Here is a 15935-nt window from a genome sequence, read left to right on the forward strand (position 1 = left end):
AATCCTGTCGTCCCGACTCGTAAGAGTCGTGGTCAGGGGCCGTTTCGGAGCAATCCGAAGCGGCCCCTGGCCATTTTCTGATGTACGGCGACTGCCAGGGTGCGGCCCCTCGGCCCCCGCCCGGGGTGTCGGATCAGTCGCGCTCGACGGTGACGGTCACCTCGCTGCCCGCGGCGGCCCGTACCGATGCCCTGCCCGCCGTCCTGCGCACGACGACCGCGCTGCCGCCGGACCTGATCCGCCAAGCACCCGGGGGCACGGACAGTTCGGTGACCCGGTGGCCGCGGGGTGCCGCGCGATAGGCCAGCCGGTAGACGCCCTGCGCGGCGTCGTACGAGGCGGAGCGCACCGTGCCCGCCACGCTCTCCGCGTACGGTTCGGCGGTCAGCTCCTTGTTGGTGCGGAAGGCACCGGAGCCGTCGACCGCGCAGTACCCGCCGCCGTAGCACCACACGTAGCCCGCCCAGCCGGAGGTGTAGCGGCCCAAGGAGGTCATCGCGTCGCCGTAGAAACGGTTCATGTGCGGCAGGGAGTTGTTGAGCGGACCCCACTCCCCGACCACGACGGGGACCTGGTACTCCTTCGGGTACTGCGTGACGGCCCGTTCGTACGCCTCGATCCAGCCGGCCTCCGGGTCGTAGTCGGAGCCTGCCTCCATGGCCGTGTTGTAGAAGTGCGGCGCGTACACGACCCGAGGGCCGTCGATGCGACCGAGGCCGGTCGGCACGCCCTCGCCGACGATCGGGGTGGGTTCGACGAACACCCAGGCGTCCCGGTCGGCCGAACGGACCGCGTCCGCCAGGCGGTTGTACATCGGAGTGAGCTGATCGCGTTCGATCCGCCGTGCGGCCGTCGGCAGATCCTCCCCCTGGTGCTGTTCGCCCATCGGTTCGTTCATCAGGTCGTAGCCGAGCACGGCCGGATGGTGGGCGAAGCGGCCGGCGAGGACCCGCCACATCCGGGACTGGGCGCGTCGGAGGTCCTGGTCCTCGTAGAGATGGGTGAAGGCGCGCTGCACCGCCGGTTCGAAGTACTCGGCGAACCAGTCGTCCGGATGCGGGGTGAACGGCAGTCCGTCGGTCCTGGTGGCCCACTCGGGTATGCCACGGTGGCCGAAAGCGGGTCCGAAGACGTCCTGATGGGCGTCGATCAGAACCCTCACGTCGTAGCGCTCGGCCCAGTCCAGAACACGTTCGATCTTCCGCAGATACCTCTGGCTGTACTGTCCTGGTTCCGGCTCCAGGTCGTCCCAGAAGACCAGCAGCCGTGCGAAGTCGAAGCCCTTGGCCCGCATGTCGCGCAGGTGGCGTTCGGTGATGCCCGTCAGCGCCTGGTCGCCGCGGTGCGCCTTGTCCTCGATGTTCCAGCCGTGCAGGGTGAGGGTTCGGCCATGGCGGTCGGTGAGCCGGGGAATGCCCTGACCCTGCCCGGCGTGGGCGGTGGTGGGGGCGAGCAGCGCGACGACGAGCGCGCCCGCCGTGACGATCGATCGCAGCACAGGAAACCTCCGGGGCGACGGTGCTCGTGGTGTCGCGCATCCCATCAGCACCCGGACCACCCTTCAAGCGATGAAGCGGGCCGTTCTCGCGACGCCGCTCGGCCCGCCGTGCCGCGCGATCGCCTCCTGCCGCCCGGAGAGATGCGCACGGGAGAGCACGTGAGAAGAGGTCCACCCCCGGCCGGCCGGCCGGTGGGCCGGCCCACCGGATCGCTCGTGCCCCGCGTGCCCCGCGGGTCACGCCCTCCGACCGCGCCGGCCCGCCATCACCGCGTAGACGATGATCCCCACGAACCATGTTCCGCGGAGGCCTCCTCGCCCGGAGATGTCGCGGTCGCCGTCGCACCCGTCCGGATCCGTCAGGGCGCTTGTGCGCAGGTGAGGGGCGAGGCTCCTCCAGCGGGCCGAAAGCCGCTGTGCGGGGAGCAGCCGGGTGTGTTCGGCGACGCGTCGGCCGGGCGGACTCGCTTGACTTCGTGTGCGCTTCAAGGCGAAGACTCCCCGACACCAGCCGTGAACGGGAGGACCAGCATGAAATACCGCACGATCGGCACCGACCCCGCCACCCGACGCGAGGTGAGCGTGCTCGCGCTCGGCGCGATGCTGTTCGGGTCGCGTACGGACGAGAAGACCTCCTTCGCCGTTCTCGACCGGTACGTCGAGGCCGGCGGGAACTTCATCGACACGTCCGACAACTACGCCTTCTGGGAGGACGGCAGCCAGGGCGGCCAGAGCGAGGAACTGCTCGGACGGTGGCGGCGCAGCCGGGGCATCGGCGACGAGATCGCCATCGCCACCAAGCTCGGCGCCCGGCCGCTCGCCCCCGGAACCGGTTACGTCGACAACCCGGAGGGCCTGTCCGCGAAGGTCATCCGTGAGGCGGCGGAGCGCAGCCGCGAGCGGCTCGGGGTGGACCGCCTCGACCTGCTGTACGCGCACATAGAAGACCCCACCGTGCCGCTGCGGGAGACGGTGGAGGGCTTCGCCGCGCTCGTCGCCGAAGGCACCGTCGGCCTGCTCGGAGTCAGCAACCACGCCGTCTGGCGCGTGGAGCGGGCCCGCGCCCTCGCGGCGGGCGCGGGCCTGCCCGGCTACGAGGTGCTCCAGTACCAGCACAGCTTCCTGCGGCCGCGCACCGACATGCCCGGCGAGCTGTTCCCGGACGGCAGCCTCGGCGGGGCGGATGCCCAACTGCTCGGCTATCTGCGGGCGGAACCGCACCTCACCCTGGTCGCCTACTCACCACTCCTGGCCGGCGCCTACACCCGCACCGACAAGCCGCTCCTGCCCGACTACGACCACCCCGGCACCCCCGCCCGCCTCGCGGTCCTGCGCGAGGTGGCTCGGGAGACCGGAGCGAGTGTCAACCAGGTCGTGCTGGCCTGGCAGCTGGGCGGCCCGTTGCCGGTCGTCCCGCTCGCCGGGGCCTCCTCCGTGGCGCAGCTTGAGGAGAACCTGGCCGCCGTCGACCTGGAGCTGACCGAGGAGCAGCGGGCCCGGCTGGACGCGGCTCACTGACTGCGCGGCTCCCGGACCACCGCCACGTCCCCGGGCGCGACCGTGACCGAACCGGCCGTCTCCTTGCCGGTCAGGAGTTCCGTGGCGCCCGGTGCGACGGGCACCCGCCCGCCCCGGCCGGAGTGGTCGATGACGAAGACGTAGTCCGCCTCCGGGCCGCGCCTGCGGGCCACCTCCACACCGGCCGGTGCGGTGCGCCCCGGCTCCACCTCCGCGTCCGCCCGGATACGGTCCAGGAGGGCGGTCAGCGTGGCCGGGTCGGGGAGCGTGGCCAGGTACCAGGCGGCGCCGGCGCCGTACGGGTGCCGAGTGACGGCCGGGACACCGGCCAGGGGACCGCCCGCGTACGCGGCGACCGCCTCCGCTCCCTCCAGCCGCAGCCGCTCCGACCACAGCGTGCCGGTCGCCCCCTCCGGCACCGCCCCGCTCAGGGCGACCGGCTGCCCGGGCAGCAACGGGAACGGCTCGTCCGAGCGCACGCCCAGCACGTCCCGGAACGCTCCCGGGTAACCGCCGAGGCGCACATGGCAGTTCTCGTCCACCGCCCCGCTGTGGAAACCGACGGCGAGGGTGCCGCCGCGCTCGGCGTACGCCGTGAGGTTCGCGGCGCCCGCGTCGTCGACCAGGTACAGGTTCGGGGCGAGGACCAGGCGGTAGGCGGACAGGTCCGCGTCGGGCCGTACGAAGTCCACGGCCACGCCCGCGCGCCACAGCGGCTCGTACCAGGCCCGGACCAGGTCCAGCTGGCGCAGTTCGCCGCTCGGCTGGGAGGGCAGTTCCAGGGCCCAGCGGGCGTTCCAGTCCCAGACTACGGCCACCTCGGCGGTGCCGGTGCTGCCGCGGACCTCGGCCAGTGCCTTCAGATCGGCCCCCAGACGGACCACGTCCCGCCAGATGTGGCTGTCGGTGCCCGCGTGCGGCAGCATCGCCGAGTGCCACTGCTCGGCGCCCGCCTTCGCCGCCCGCCACTGGAAGAAGGCGACGCCGTCCGCCCCGCGCGCCACATGGGCAAGGGCGTTGCGGCGCAACTCACCAGGATTCTTGGCCCGGTTGACGGGCTGCCAGTTCACCGCGCCCGTCGAATGCTCCATCAGCAGCCACGGGCCGCCCGCGAGCGAGCGCATCAGATCGCCGCTCAGCGCCACGTCGATCTCCGACTCGGGGTCGGCGGACATCAGGTAGTGGTCGTTGGCAACGATGTCCAGCTCCGGTGCCCAGCGCCAGTAGTCCAGGGCGTCGAAGCCGGCCATCACCATGAAGTTGGTGGTGGCCGGGATCGCGGGGGCCGCCGCCCGCAGCACGTCCCGCTCGGCCGTGTACAGCGACAGCAACTCGTCCGAGCAGAAGCGGCGCCAGTCCAGCCGGTGCGTCGGGTTGGCTACGGCACCGGTCGCGCGCGGCGGCAGGATCTCCTCCCAGTCGTAGTACCACTGCGACCAGAAGGCCGTGCCCCAGGCGTCGTTGAGGGCCGCCAGGTCGTCGCCGTAGCGGGCCCGCAGCCAGCGCCGGAAGGACGCCGCGCTGGTGTCGCAGTAGCAGGCCGCGTTGTGGCAGCCGTACTCGTTGTGCACGTGCCACATGGCGACGGCCGGATGTCCGGCGTACCGCTCGGCCAGCGCGCCCGTGATGCGCAGCGCGGCCTCGCGGTAGGCGGGGCTGGACGGGCAGAACGTCTGGCGGCTGCCGTAGGAGAGGGTACGGCCGTCCCGGTCGACCGGCAGCGCCTCGGGGTGGGCACGGAAGAACCACGCCGGAGGCGCAGCCGTGGGCGTGGCCAGGTCGGCGGCGATGCCGTTCTCGTGCAGCAGGTCCAGGATCCTGTCCATGCGCGAGAAGTCGTACCCGCCCTCGGAAGGCTCCAGCGGCGCCCAGGAGAAGATGCCGACGCTGACCAGGGTCACCCCGGCCTCGCGCATCAGGCGCATGTCCTCGGCCCACACCTCCTCGGGCCACTGTTCGGGGTTGTAGTCGCCGCCGTAGGCGAGGCCGGGGACGGACAGGGTGCGTTTCACGGCGTTGTCGTTCTCTTTCACGTGGGTGCGCCTCAGCCCTTGCTGGAGCCCAGCGTCAGGCCGTTGACGAACTGGCGCTGGAGCGCGAAGTACACGATCAGGGTCGGGATCGCGGTGAGCAGGGCGCCCGCGGCCACCAGGTTGGGGTCGGTGAAGTACTGGCCGGAGAGGTTGTTCAGTGCCGAGGTGATCGGCATGTTCTCGCCGGTCGAGATCAGCACCAGGGCCCAGAAGAAGTCGTTGTAGATCCAGATCGACAACAGGGTCGCCAGGGCCGCCATCGCCGGCTTGCACAGCGGCAGCGTGATCTGCCAGTACAGCCGCCACACCGAGGCGCCGTCGACCAGCGCGGCCTCCGTCAGCTCGTGCGGCAGGGAGCGCATGTAGTTGCTCAGCACGAACGCGCAGAAACCGGACTGGAACGCCATATGGATCAGCACGAGCCCGAGCGCGGAGTCGTACAGCTTGCCGCTCGCCGTGATGCCGGGCAGGTCGGTGAGCAGGTACAGCCGGTACAGCGGGGTGATGATGACCTGCTGCGGGAGCAGGTTGCCCGCCGTGAAGACCAGCAGCAGCGCGAGGTTGAGGCGGAAGTCGAACCGGCTGACGTAGAAGGCGACCATCGACGACAGGAACAGGGTCAGCAGCACGGCCGGTACGGCGATGATCAGCGTGTTGCCGAAGTAGTGCAGCATGTCCGACTGCGTGAACGCGTTCGTGAAGTTGTCGAAGTTCAGCGTGTCCGGCCAGGACACGTAGCCCTTGGCGCTGGTCTCGCTGTACGGGCGCAGGGCCGAGAAGACCGCCCACAGCAGTGGGGCGAGCCAGGCCAGGGCGGTCCCCGCGAGGAAGACGTGCAGCAGGATGCGGGCCGGCCGGACCGGGGCGCGCCGCTTCAGCGCGACAGTGGTGCTCATGCGCGCCGCTCCTTCCGGAAGGTGGCGATCAGATACGGGATGATCACCGCGAGGGAGATCACCAGCAGGACGACGGCGATGGCCGATCCGTACCCGATGCGGCTGGACTCGCCGATGATGTTGTTGGTCACCAGGATCGACAGCAACTCGGTGCCCTGGGCACCCTTGTTGAAGACGAAGACCAGGTCGAAGGCGCGCAGCGCCTCGATGATGGTGACGACGAGGACGACCGTGTTGGTCGGGCGCAGGGTCGGGAAGATGACGTTCTTGAACGTCTGCCACTCGTTCGCGCCGTCCAGCGCGGAGGCCTCTCTGAGGGACGGGTCGACGCTCTTCAGACCGGCCAGGTACAGGATCATCATGTAGCCGGTGTGCCGCCAGGACGCGGCGATCAGGACGGCCCACAGATTGAGCTTGGGGTCGCCGATCCAGTCGATGTAGTGGCCCGGCTTGTTGGCGCCGATGATGCTGTTGATCAGGCCGGTGTCAGGGTTGTAGACGAGCTGCCAGACGAAGCCGATGCACGCCATCGAGATGACGACGGGCAGGAAGAACGCCGTCTGGTAGACGCGGCTGAACCGGATCTTCTTGTCCAGCTGCACGGCCAGGAACAGGCCGAGCGGCGTCGGGATCAGGATCAGGACCACGAACCAGATGACGTTGTGCTGGACGGCGGGCCAGAACTGCGGGTTGTCGTTGAAGAGTTGTTTGAAGTTGTCCAGGCCCACCCACTTGATCGAGTCGAACCCGATGCCGTCCCAGGTGGTGAAGGCGAGCGCGATGGAGGCGAGGGCCGTGACCCAGACCAGGACCACGTGCAGGACCGTGGGCACGCCCGCCATCAGGGCGAGCGTGAGCCGGTCACGGCGGGTCAGCAGGCGCCGGTGGCCCTGCGTGGCCCGCGAGGTGCGGGAAGCGGCGCCCGGAGGCGGCACGGCGGCCGCCTCCGGGGTCTTCGTCGTCGTGTCCGTCGTCATCGGGCTGCTCACGCGGACGCGAAGATCTGCTTCTTCTGGCGCTCGATGGACGACAGCAAGCTGTCCACGCCCTTGGGGTTCTGCAGGAACTTCTGCAGCGAGGGCTGCATCACCGTGGAGGTGAAGTCCGGGCGGCTGTCACGGTCCATGAACTGCGTCAGGGTCTTGGCGCCGCTGATCATCTCGAACGCCTTCTTCTGCAGCGCCGAGTACGAGGAGGTGTCGGCCTTGCTGGAGGCGGCCACCACGCTCGGGTCGGTCTTCAGATAGAGCTGCTCGGCCGCCGGGCTGCCGAGGTACTCCAGCAGCTTGAGGACACCGGCGTGGTTCTTCGGGCTCTTGCTGACCATGAAGCCGTCGGTGGGCGCCTCCACGGTGTCCTGGCCGTACGCGGAGTTGATCTCCGGGAAGGGGAAGAAGTCGAGGTCGTCCAGGTCCGCCTTGTCGGTGAACTGCTGGGCCACGAAGGAGCCCAGGAGATACATGCCGGCCTTCTTCGAGACCAGCGACTGGGCGGCGTCCTGCCAGGTGCGGCCCATGAAGCCGTCCTGGTGGTAGGGGAGCAGTTCGCTCCAGTGGTCGAAGACGGCCTTGACCTTGGCGTCGGTCCAGGAGGCCTTGCCCGCCATCAGCTGGACGTGGAAGTCGTAGCCGTTGAGGCGGAAGTTGATCTGGTCGAAGGTACCCATCGCCGGCCAGGCGTCCTTGTCGCCGAAGGCGATCGGGACCAGGCCGTCCTTCTTCATCTGCTTGCACAGGGCGACCAACTCGTCCCACGTGGCGGGGACCTTGTAGCCGTGCTGCTGGAAGACGCTCTTGCGGTAGAAGATCGCCCACGGGTAGGTGGTGAGCGGCACGAAGTAGTACTTGCCGTCCTCGCCCTTGCTCAGCTTCTTCATGGCGTCGGGGAAGTTGTCCCCGATCTTCGCCCACACGTCGTCGATCGGCGTGGCCAGCTTCTTCGCGGCGAAGAACTGCATGCGGTAACCGGCGAACCAGTTGAACACGTCGTCCGGCGTGCCCTGCAGGTAGGAGTTGATCTGCTCCTGGAAGGTGTTGTGGTCCTTCGTGTTCACATCGACGGTGATGCCGGACTGCTTCTTGAAGGCCGCGTAGACGCTCTCGAAGGCCTTCTTCGGCACCGCGTCCGAGGCGTTGGAGCCGAGGGTGACGGTCTTCGGGTCGGAGGACGAGCCACTGCCGCCGCAGGCGGACAGCAGGGGTATGCCGGCACCGGCGAGGAGGGCGGCACCGCCCGCTCCGCGCAGCAGCGAGCGGCGGCTGGGACCCGGGACGGAAGCTCCGGAAGGGGAGGGGCGCATGGCGGCTCCTGAGGAATGCAGGGTTCGGTCAAGGGGATGAGTCGATCACCGAAAGGTCCTCGAAACCGATCAGAAACCAACTCGACCGAACATCGTGGGCGTAATAACAGCCCCATGTCCGCTCATGCGTCAATAGCTCTGGTCGTACTGGGGGGTCTCTTGCCCGAAACGTAATCGTCATCGTTACCTGCAACTTCGTTGAGGCAGGGCGGCCCGTGGACAAGCAGCGAAGCCCCCACGGCACGGGCGGCCGTGGGGGCTGTGCGAACGCGGGCGTTCCGCTTCAGGGTCTGACCAGCAGCTGGAAGTCGAAGGCGTAGCGCGAGGCCCGGTAGACATGGGTGCCGTACTCCACCGGCCGGCCGGTGTCGTCGTAGGCGGTGCGCTGCATGGTGAGCAGGGCCGCGCCCTCCTTCTCGTCCAGCAGGGCGGCCTCCTCGGCGGTGGCGCTGCGGGCGCCGATGGACTGGCGGGCGCTGTGCAGGGTGATGCCCGTCGAGCGCATCATCCGGTACAGCCCCGTCGACTCCAGCCGCTCGGTGCCGAGTTCGAGCAGCGTCGGCGGCAGGTAGTTGCACAGGAATGCCACCGGCCGGCCGTGCGTGCAGCGCAGCCGCTCCAGCACCGTGACCTCGGCGCCCTCCGCGATGCCGAGGGCCGCGGCGACGTCCGGGGCCGCCGGGATGCGTTCGTTGCGCAGCACCCGGGTGGACGGGCTCTGCCCGGCCGACTCCAGGTCGTCGTAGAGGCTGCTCAGTTCCAGCGGCCGTTTGACCTGGCTGTGCACCACCTGGGTGCCGACGCCGCGGCGGCGCACCAGCAGCCCCTTGTCGACCAGGGACTGGATCGCCTGACGGACGGTGGGCCGGGACAGACCGAGGCGCACGGACAGGTCGACCTCGTTGCCCAGGAGGTTCCCGGGAGCGAGGACTCCGTGTTCGACGGCCGCCTCCAACTGCTGCGCGAGCTGGTAGTAGAGCGGTACCGGACTCGTACGGTCCAGGGCGAAGTCGAGGGAGTCGAGAGCGGAGCCGGTCACGGGACGAGCGGAGTCACCGGTCCTCGCCACGGGGCACCTCCTTCCAGAGCGGGGATGGTGGGGGGCGTGCTGTCGAAGGGTGGTTCAGAGGTGCCGGCGACGCCCGGCGATCTGTCGGTCGTAGTCGGCGCGGGCGCGCACGGCCGCCGCACGGGTGGCCGTCTCGGCGACGGGTACGTCCCACCAGGCCTCGGCGCCGGGAGCGGCGGACGGGCCCGAGGTGTCCGTCTCCACGTACACGCACGTGGGGGTCGTGGCGTCCCGTGCGGCGGCCAGCGCCTCGCGCAGCTCCCGTACGGTCCCGGCGCGGAGCACGTCCATGCCGAGACTGGCCACGTTCGCGGCGAGGTCGACGGGCAGCGGGGCGCCGGTGAAGGTGCCGTCGGCGGCCCGTGCCGGTAGGCCGTGCCGAACCGCTCACCGCCGACCGACTCCGAGAGGCCGCCGATGGAGGCGTACCCGTGGTTCTGGATCAGGACCAGCTTGACGGGCAGGCCCTCCTGCACGGCGGTGACGATCTCGGTCGGCATCATCAGGTAGGTGCCGTCGCCGACCAGTGCCCAGACCGCCGTGTCCGGGGCCGCCTGCCGGACGCCGATCGCGGCCGGGATCTCATAGCCCATGCACGAGTAGCCGTACTCCAGGTGGTACTGGCGCCGCGACCGGGCCCGCCACAGTTTGTGCAGGTCGCCGGGGAGCGAGCCCGCCGCGTTGATGACCACGTCCTGGTCCCCGACGACCGCGTCCAGCGCGCCGAGCACTTGCGGCTGGGTCGGTACGGCGTCCTCGTCGCCGGCGCGGTAGGCCGCCTCGACGACCCGGTCCCAGCGCTCCCTGCCCGCCCGGTACTCGGCCTCGTACGCCGGGTCGACGCGGAAGCCGGCCAGCCGGGCAGCGAGCGCCTCCAGGGCGGTCCGCGCGTCGGCGACCACGGTCCGCGCGGCGAGCTTGTGGGCGTCGAAGCCGGTGATGTTGAGGTTGAGGAAGCGGACCCCGGGGTTCTGGAACAGCGTTCCGGAGGCCGTGGTGAAGTCGGTGCAGCGGGTGCCGACACCGATGACCAGATCGGCGGTGCGGGCGAGGTCGTCGGCGACCGCGGTGCCGGTGTGGCCGATGCCGCCCAGGTCGGCCGGGTGGTCGTGGCGCAGGGAGCCCTTGCCGGCCTGGGTGGAGGCGACCGGGATGCCGGTGGCGTCCACCAGGGCCCGCAGCGCCTCCTCGGCGCGGCTGTGGTGGACGCCGCCACCCGCGACGAGGAGCGGCCGCCGCGCGGCCCGGACCGCCCGCACGGCCTCGGCCAGCTCGGCCGGGTCGGGCGCGGGCCTGCGCACGGTCCAGACGCGCTCGGCGAAGAACTCCTCGGGCCAGTCGTACGCTTCAGCCTGCACGTCCTGCGGCAGGGCGAGGGTGACGGCGCCGGTCTCGGCCGGGTCGGCGAGGACGCGCATGGCCTGGAGCGCGGACGGGATCAGCTGCTCGGGGCGGGCGATCCGGTCGAAGTGGCGGGACACCGGGCGCAGGGTGTCGTTGACGGACAGGTCGAACCGGCCCGGATGCTCCAGCTGTTGCAGCAGCGGATCGGCCGGACGCGTGGCGAAGCAGTCGCCGGGCAGCAGCAGTACGGGCAGCCGGTTGACCGTGGCCAGGGCGGCGCCGGTGACGAGGTTGGTCGCGCCCGGGCCGATGGACGTCGTCACCGCCTGCGCCGAGAGGCGGTCGAGCTGGCGGGCGTGTCCGACGGCCGCGTGCACCATCGCCTGCTCGTTGCGGCCCTGGTGGAACGGCATGACGGCGCCGTACTCGAGCAGCGCCTGGCCGATTCCGGCCACGTTGCCGTGCCCGAAGATGCCCCAGGTGCCGGCGATCAGCCGGTGCCGCTCGCCGTCGCGTGCGGTGTACTGGGCGGACAGGAACCGCACCAGTGCCTGGGCGACGGTCAGGCGGCTCGTCGATGCGCTCGTCGAGTGGCTCATGCCTCCCAGGTGTAGGTGGAAACCGGTGGCCATGTCAATGGTTTGTACTTACATTCGGACCTGCTTGTGAAATGATGTCTTAACAAAGTATTGACAGCGGGCTCCACAGGGACTTGTATCCCGTCCCAACGCAACAGCGTCCCTTCCCCCGTAGCACAGTGAGGTGCAGGACAGATGGACCGCTCTTCGCACTCCCGCTCCCGCAGACTGGCCCCCGTTGTGGCCGTGGCCGCTGCGGCGGCCCTCACCCTCGCCGGCTGCTCCAGCAGCTCTGGAGGGAAGAAGGCCGAAGAGGGAGGGTCGGGTGCCTCAGCGGGCAAGGCCAACACCCCCCGCATGACGGTCGCGCTGGTCACCCACCAGTCGCCCGGCGACACCTTCTGGGACATCGTCCGCAAGGGTGCCGAGGCCGCCGCCGCCAAGGACAACATCAAGCTGATCTACTCCGCCGACCCGAACGCCGGCAGCCAGGCCAACCTGGTGCAGAACGCGATCGACCAGAAGGTCGACGGCATCGCGATCACCCTGGCCAAGCCGGACGCCATGAAGGACGTGATCAGCAAGGCCAACGCGGCCAAGATCCCTGTGGTCGGTCTGAACTCCGGCGTCAGCGACTGGAAGAAGCTCGGCCTGCTGGAGTTCTTCGGGCAGGACGAGGGGGTGGCCGGCGAGGCGTTCGGCAAGAAGCTGAACGAGGTGGGCGCCAAGAAGGCGGTCTGTGTCGTCCAGGAGCAGGGCAACATCGGCCTCACCCAGCGCTGCGACGGTGTGAAGAAGACGTTTTCCGGCACCACTGAGACGCTGTACGTGAACGGCACCGACATGCCGTCCGTGAAGTCGACGATCACGGCCAAGCTCAAGCAGGACAGCTCCATCGACTACGTGGTCACGCTCGGCGCTCCCTACGCGCTGACCGCCGTGCAGTCGGTGGGCGACGCGGGCAGCAAGGCCAAGGTCGCCACCTTCGACCTGAACAACCAGCTGACCAGCGCCATCAAGAAGGGCGACATCCAGTTCGCCGTGGACCAGCAGCCGTATCTGCAGGGCTACCTGGCGATCGACTCCCTGTGGCTGTACAAGAACAACGGCAACTACAGCGGCGGCGGCGAGCAGCCCGTGCTCACCGGTCCGGCCTTCGTCGACAAGTCCAACGTCGACCGGGTCGCCCAGTTCGCCGCGAAGGGCACCCGGTGATGAGCATGACCCAGCAGGCTGAGCCGGCGGTCAACAGGCCGCCGGCATCCGGCCCCAAGGAGACCGACGGCCGTACCGCCCGGCGCCCCCTGGCTCTCCGGCTGCTGGCCCGTCCCGAAGTGGGCGTCTTCCTCGGCGCCGTGGCCGTCCTGATCTTCTTCCTGATCGCCGCGCCCTCGCTGCGCCAGGGCAGCTCGATCGCCACGGTCCTCTATCAGTCCTCGACCATCGGCATCATGGCCCTCCCGGTCGCCCTGCTGATGATCGGCGGCGAGTTCGACCTGTCCTCCGGCGTCGCGGTCATCACCTCCGCGCTCACCGCGAGCATGCTCAGCTACCAGCTGACCGTGAACGTGTGGACCGGCGTGATCGTCGCCCTCGTCGCCTCGCTCGCGGTCGGCGCCTTCAACGGCTGGATGGTGGTCAAGACCGGGCTGCCCAGCTTCCTGGTCACCCTGGGCACCTTCCTGATCCTGCAGGGCGTCAACCTGGCCGTGACCAAATGGGTGACCGGCAATGTCGCCACCGACGACATCAGCACCATGGACGGCTTCGACCAGGCCAGGAAGATCTTCGCGTCCTCCGTCGACATCGGCGGCGTCCAGGTGAAGATCACGATCTTCTACTGGCTGGCCTTCGCGGCCCTGGCCACCTGGGTGCTGCTGCGCACCAAGTACGGCAACTGGATCTTCGCCGTCGGCGGCAACAAGGAGAGCGCCCGCGCCGTCGGTGTCCCCGTGAACTTCACCAAGATCACGCTGTTCATGACGGTCGGCTTCGGTGCCTGGTTCGTGGGCATGCACAACCTGTTCTCGTTCAACACCGTGCAGTCCGGCGAGGGCGTCGGCCAGGAGCTGATCTACATCGCCGCGGCGGTCATCGGCGGCTGTCTGCTCACCGGTGGCGCCGGCTCCGCGATCGGCCCGGTCTTCGGCGCGTTCATGTTCGGCATGGTGAACCAGGGCATCGTCTTCGCGGGGTGGAACCCCGACTGGTTCAAGGCCTTCCTCGGCGTGATGCTGCTCGGCGCCGTCCTGATCAATCTGTGGGTCCAGCGCACGGCGACCCGGAGGTGACACCGATGACCACCAAGAACGGAACCGGAACGCACGGCGCCGTCCTCCAGGACGCCGCGCCCGCCAAGGACGGCCCGATCGTCGAACTGCGCGGCGCGGGCAAGTCCTACGGCAACATCCGCGCCCTGCACGGCGTCGACCTCCAGGTCCACGCGAGCCAGGTGACCTGCGTCCTCGGTGACAACGGCGCCGGCAAGTCCACCCTCATCAAGATCATCTCGGGTCTGCACCAGCACACCGAGGGCGAATTCGCCGTGGACGGCGAACCGGTGCGCTTCAGCTCCCCGCGGGAGGCCCTCGCCAAGGGCATCGCCACCGTCTACCAGGACCTCGCCACCGTGCCCCTGATGCCGGTGTGGCGCAACTTCTTCCTCGGCTCCGAGATGACCAAGGGCCCCTGGCCCGTGCGGCGCCTGGACATCGCCCGCATGAAGGCGACCGCCGACCAGGAACTGCGCAACATGGGCATCGTCCTGCACGACCTGGAACAGCCCATCGGCACCCTCTCCGGCGGCCAGCGCCAGTGCGTGGCCATCGCCCGCGCCGTCTACTTCGGCGCCCGCGTCCTCATCCTGGACGAGCCCACCGCCGCCCTCGGCGTCAAGCAGTCCGGCGTGGTCCTGAAGTACATCGCCGCCGCCCGCGAGCGCGGCCTCGGCGTCATCTTCATCACCCACAACCCGCACCACGCCTACATGGTCGGCGACCACTTCAGCGTCCTGCGCCTCGGCACCCTGGAACTCAGCGCCGAGCGCAGCCGGATCACGTTGGAGGAACTGACCAACCACATGGCCGGCGGCGCCGAACTCGCCGCCCTCAAGCACGAGCTGGCACAGGTGCGGGGCGTCGACGTCGAGGAACTCCCGGAGGAGGAGGACCTCACCGCACCCGTCGCAAGCTCTCCCGAAGGGACCACCTGACATGGCCAACCCGTCCCCACTGGACCGAATCCGGGTCGGCTCGGCCCCGGACTCCTGGGGCGTCTGGTTCCCCGACGACCCGAAGCAGGTGCCCTGGGAACGCTTCCTCGACGAGGTGTCCGAGGCGGGCTACGACTGGATCGAACTGGGCCCGTACGGCTATCTCCCCACCGACCCGGCCCGGCTGACGGACGAGTTGGGGCGGCGGAGCCTGAAGGTGTCGGCCGGCACGGTCTTCACCGGCATGCACCGCGGCCCGTCCGTCTGGGACGAGACCTGGGCCCACGTCAGCCAGGTGGCCGCCCTCACCCAGGCCATGGGCGCGCGGCACCTCGTCGTCATCCCCTCCTTCTGGCGGGACGACAAGACCGCCGAGATCCTGGAGCCGCCGGAGCTGACCGCCGAGCAGTGGGCGCACCTGACCAAGGGCATGGAACGGCTCGGCCACGAGGTCAGGGAGACGTACGGACTCGAACTCGTCGTCCACCCGCACGCCGACACGCACATCGACACCGAGGACCATGTGGAGCGGTTCCTCGACTCCACCGACGCCGAGCTGGTCAATCTCTGCCTGGACACCGGGCACTACGCCTACTGCGGCGGCGACAGCGTCAAGCTGATCGAGACCTACGGTGAGCGGATCGGCTATCTGCACCTCAAGCAGGTCGACCCCGCGATCCTCGCCGAGGTCGTGGCGAACCAGGTGCCGTTCGGGCCCGCGGTGCAGCGGGGCGTGATGTGCGAACCGCCGTCCGGGGTCCCCGAGCTGGGACCGGTCCTGACGGCGGCGCAGGGGCTCGGCGTGGAGCTGTTCGCGATCGTCGAGCAGGACATGTACCCGTGCGAGCCGGACAAGCCGCTGCCGATCGCGGTCCGCACGCGCAGGTTCCTGAGGTCGTGCGGGGCCTGAGGATTCGGTCCGGCGAGGGCCCGGAACAAACGGGGGACCGCGGGCGTTCTGACCGGCGACGGGGGAACGCCCGTGAGGTCGGAAGGACGACACACATGGCACACCGCACGGAAGTCCACGAGACGCCCTGGCCGGCCGGCGAGGGCGCCGGTACCGCGAGTCGGAGCCGCTTCAGCCGCCTGCCCGAGCGGATACGCCTGGAGGACACGGTGGAGACGAAGCCGGCGACCCTGCCGGACCCGGCGCGCGACCGGTACAGCGCGGACGAGTGGCTGGTGCGCTACTGCCTCTGAGCCGAACCGAGCGGGACGGTGCCGTGGCCGAAGGGCTCTCGGCCCCGGTCCGGCGCTGTCCGCGCGGCGGGCCGGGGCCGGCGGCAGGCGGCCCCAGGGCCCTGGCGGCACCCGGGCCATGTCCGTCGTCCACATGAACTCGCCGGTGGCATGGAGGCAGGCGTCCGCCTGCTCTCGTTGGTGAGGTCACCGCTTGCGTCGACCCCGCGCTGCACACGGCACTTCCCGGGGCGCGGGGCACCTGTGGGCGACGCGTGGTCCGGTGCTGAACGCAAAAGGAACCCCG

General features: G+C 69.8%; 12 protein-coding genes and 1 pseudogene. 6 read left to right on the plus strand and 7 right to left on the minus strand.

Annotated elements, in window-relative coordinates:
- Window positions 1-133 precede the first annotated feature (133 nt).
- Entirely contained in the window at window positions 134-1498 is a 1365-nt protein-coding gene (locus tag ACIRU3_RS07165) for a cellulase family glycosylhydrolase (RefSeq protein ID WP_404052535.1), read from the minus strand.
- A gap of 531 nt (window positions 1499-2029) precedes the next feature.
- Here ACIRU3_RS07165 and ACIRU3_RS07170 point away from each other — a divergent pair.
- Window positions 2030-3016, plus strand: a complete 987-nt coding sequence (locus ACIRU3_RS07170) for an aldo/keto reductase (protein WP_404052538.1) — start codon at window positions 2030-2032, stop codon at window positions 3014-3016.
- On the opposite strand, the gene ACIRU3_RS07175 is transcribed toward ACIRU3_RS07170, so the two are convergent.
- The 6 genes and pseudogenes from ACIRU3_RS07175 to iolD all read right to left on the minus strand — a co-directional run bounded on the left by ACIRU3_RS07175 (window position 3010) and on the right by iolD (window position 11256).
- Window positions 3010-5028, minus strand: a complete 2019-nt coding sequence (locus tag ACIRU3_RS07175) for a beta-galactosidase (protein WP_404053198.1) — start codon at window positions 5026-5028, stop codon at window positions 3010-3012. The genes ACIRU3_RS07170 and ACIRU3_RS07175 overlap by 7 nt on opposite strands.
- Before the next feature lie 32 nt (window positions 5029-5060).
- Window positions 5061-5945: a carbohydrate ABC transporter permease gene (locus ACIRU3_RS07180; protein ID WP_404052541.1), complete on the minus strand. Its 885-nt coding sequence runs from the start codon at window positions 5943-5945 to the stop codon at window positions 5061-5063.
- A complete protein-coding gene (locus tag ACIRU3_RS07185; protein ID WP_404052544.1) occupies window positions 5942-6922 on the minus strand; it encodes a carbohydrate ABC transporter permease in 981 nt (326 codons plus the stop codon). The genes ACIRU3_RS07180 and ACIRU3_RS07185 overlap by 4 nt, the downstream gene beginning before the upstream one ends.
- Before the next feature lie 8 nt (window positions 6923-6930).
- A complete protein-coding gene (locus ACIRU3_RS07190; protein WP_404052546.1) occupies window positions 6931-8244 on the minus strand; it encodes an ABC transporter substrate-binding protein in 1314 nt (437 codons plus the stop codon).
- Window positions 8245-8527: 283 nt separating this feature from the next.
- Window positions 8528-9313 carry a GntR family transcriptional regulator gene (locus ACIRU3_RS07195; protein WP_404052548.1) on the minus strand — a complete coding sequence of 262 codons (786 nt, stop codon included), beginning with the start codon at window positions 9311-9313 and terminating at the stop codon, window positions 8528-8530.
- 54 nt (window positions 9314-9367) lie between these two features.
- A pseudogene (gene iolD, locus ACIRU3_RS07200) lies at window positions 9368-11256 on the minus strand (3D-(3,5/4)-trihydroxycyclohexane-1,2-dione acylhydrolase (decyclizing)).
- A 174-nt stretch (window positions 11257-11430) separates the two neighbouring features.
- On the opposite strand from iolD, the gene ACIRU3_RS07205 reads away from it, so the two are divergent.
- From ACIRU3_RS07205 to ACIRU3_RS07225, 5 genes are all read left to right on the plus strand, one after another.
- Window positions 11431-12450 carry a sugar ABC transporter substrate-binding protein gene (locus ACIRU3_RS07205; protein WP_404052551.1) on the plus strand — a complete coding sequence of 340 codons (1020 nt, stop codon included), beginning with the start codon at window positions 11431-11433 and terminating at the stop codon, window positions 12448-12450.
- Window positions 12450-13526 carry an ABC transporter permease gene (locus ACIRU3_RS07210; protein ID WP_404052553.1) on the plus strand — a complete coding sequence of 359 codons (1077 nt, stop codon included), beginning with the start codon at window positions 12450-12452 and terminating at the stop codon, window positions 13524-13526. Before ACIRU3_RS07205 ends, ACIRU3_RS07210 begins: the two co-directional genes overlap by 1 nt.
- A 5-nt stretch (window positions 13527-13531) precedes the next feature.
- On the plus strand, window positions 13532-14446 hold the full coding sequence (locus tag ACIRU3_RS07215) for an ATP-binding cassette domain-containing protein (protein WP_404052555.1): 915 nt from the start codon (window positions 13532-13534) through the stop codon (window positions 14444-14446).
- Window position 14447: 1 nt separating this feature from the next.
- A complete protein-coding gene (locus tag ACIRU3_RS07220; RefSeq protein ID WP_404052557.1) occupies window positions 14448-15356 on the plus strand; it encodes a sugar phosphate isomerase/epimerase family protein in 909 nt (302 codons plus the stop codon).
- 95 nt (window positions 15357-15451) lie between these two features.
- Window positions 15452-15649, plus strand: coding sequence for a hypothetical protein (locus ACIRU3_RS07225; RefSeq protein WP_404052559.1), 198 nt, complete (start codon window positions 15452-15454; stop codon window positions 15647-15649).
- Window positions 15650-15935: the final 286 nt, after the last annotated feature.

This window comes from Streptomyces sp. NPDC101151, assembly GCF_044768335.1.
In the GTDB taxonomy this organism is placed as follows: Bacteria; Actinomycetota; Actinomycetes; order Streptomycetales; family Streptomycetaceae; genus Streptomyces.

What these genes read in the sequence shown, in the direction of transcription:
- ACIRU3_RS07170 (WP_404052538.1), top strand. Translation starts at nt 2,030, where the DNA reads ATGAAATACCGCACGATCGGCACCGACCCCGCCACCCGACGCGAGGTG.
- ACIRU3_RS07180 (WP_404052541.1), bottom strand. Translation starts at nt 5,945, where the DNA reads ATGAGCACCACTGTCGCGCTGAAGCGGCGCGCCCCGGTCCGGCCGGCC.
- ACIRU3_RS07185 (WP_404052544.1), bottom strand. Translation starts at nt 6,922, where the DNA reads ATGACGACGGACACGACGACGAAGACCCCGGAGGCGGCCGCCGTGCCG.
- ACIRU3_RS07190 (WP_404052546.1), bottom strand. Translation starts at nt 8,244, where the DNA reads ATGCGCCCCTCCCCTTCCGGAGCTTCCGTCCCGGGTCCCAGCCGCCGC.
- ACIRU3_RS07205 (WP_404052551.1), top strand. Translation starts at nt 11,431, where the DNA reads ATGGACCGCTCTTCGCACTCCCGCTCCCGCAGACTGGCCCCCGTTGTG.
- ACIRU3_RS07210 (WP_404052553.1), top strand. Translation starts at nt 12,450, where the DNA reads ATGAGCATGACCCAGCAGGCTGAGCCGGCGGTCAACAGGCCGCCGGCA.
- ACIRU3_RS07215 (WP_404052555.1), top strand. Translation starts at nt 13,532, where the DNA reads ATGACCACCAAGAACGGAACCGGAACGCACGGCGCCGTCCTCCAGGAC.
- ACIRU3_RS07220 (WP_404052557.1), top strand. Translation starts at nt 14,448, where the DNA reads ATGGCCAACCCGTCCCCACTGGACCGAATCCGGGTCGGCTCGGCCCCG.
- ACIRU3_RS07225 (WP_404052559.1), top strand. Translation starts at nt 15,452, where the DNA reads ATGGCACACCGCACGGAAGTCCACGAGACGCCCTGGCCGGCCGGCGAG.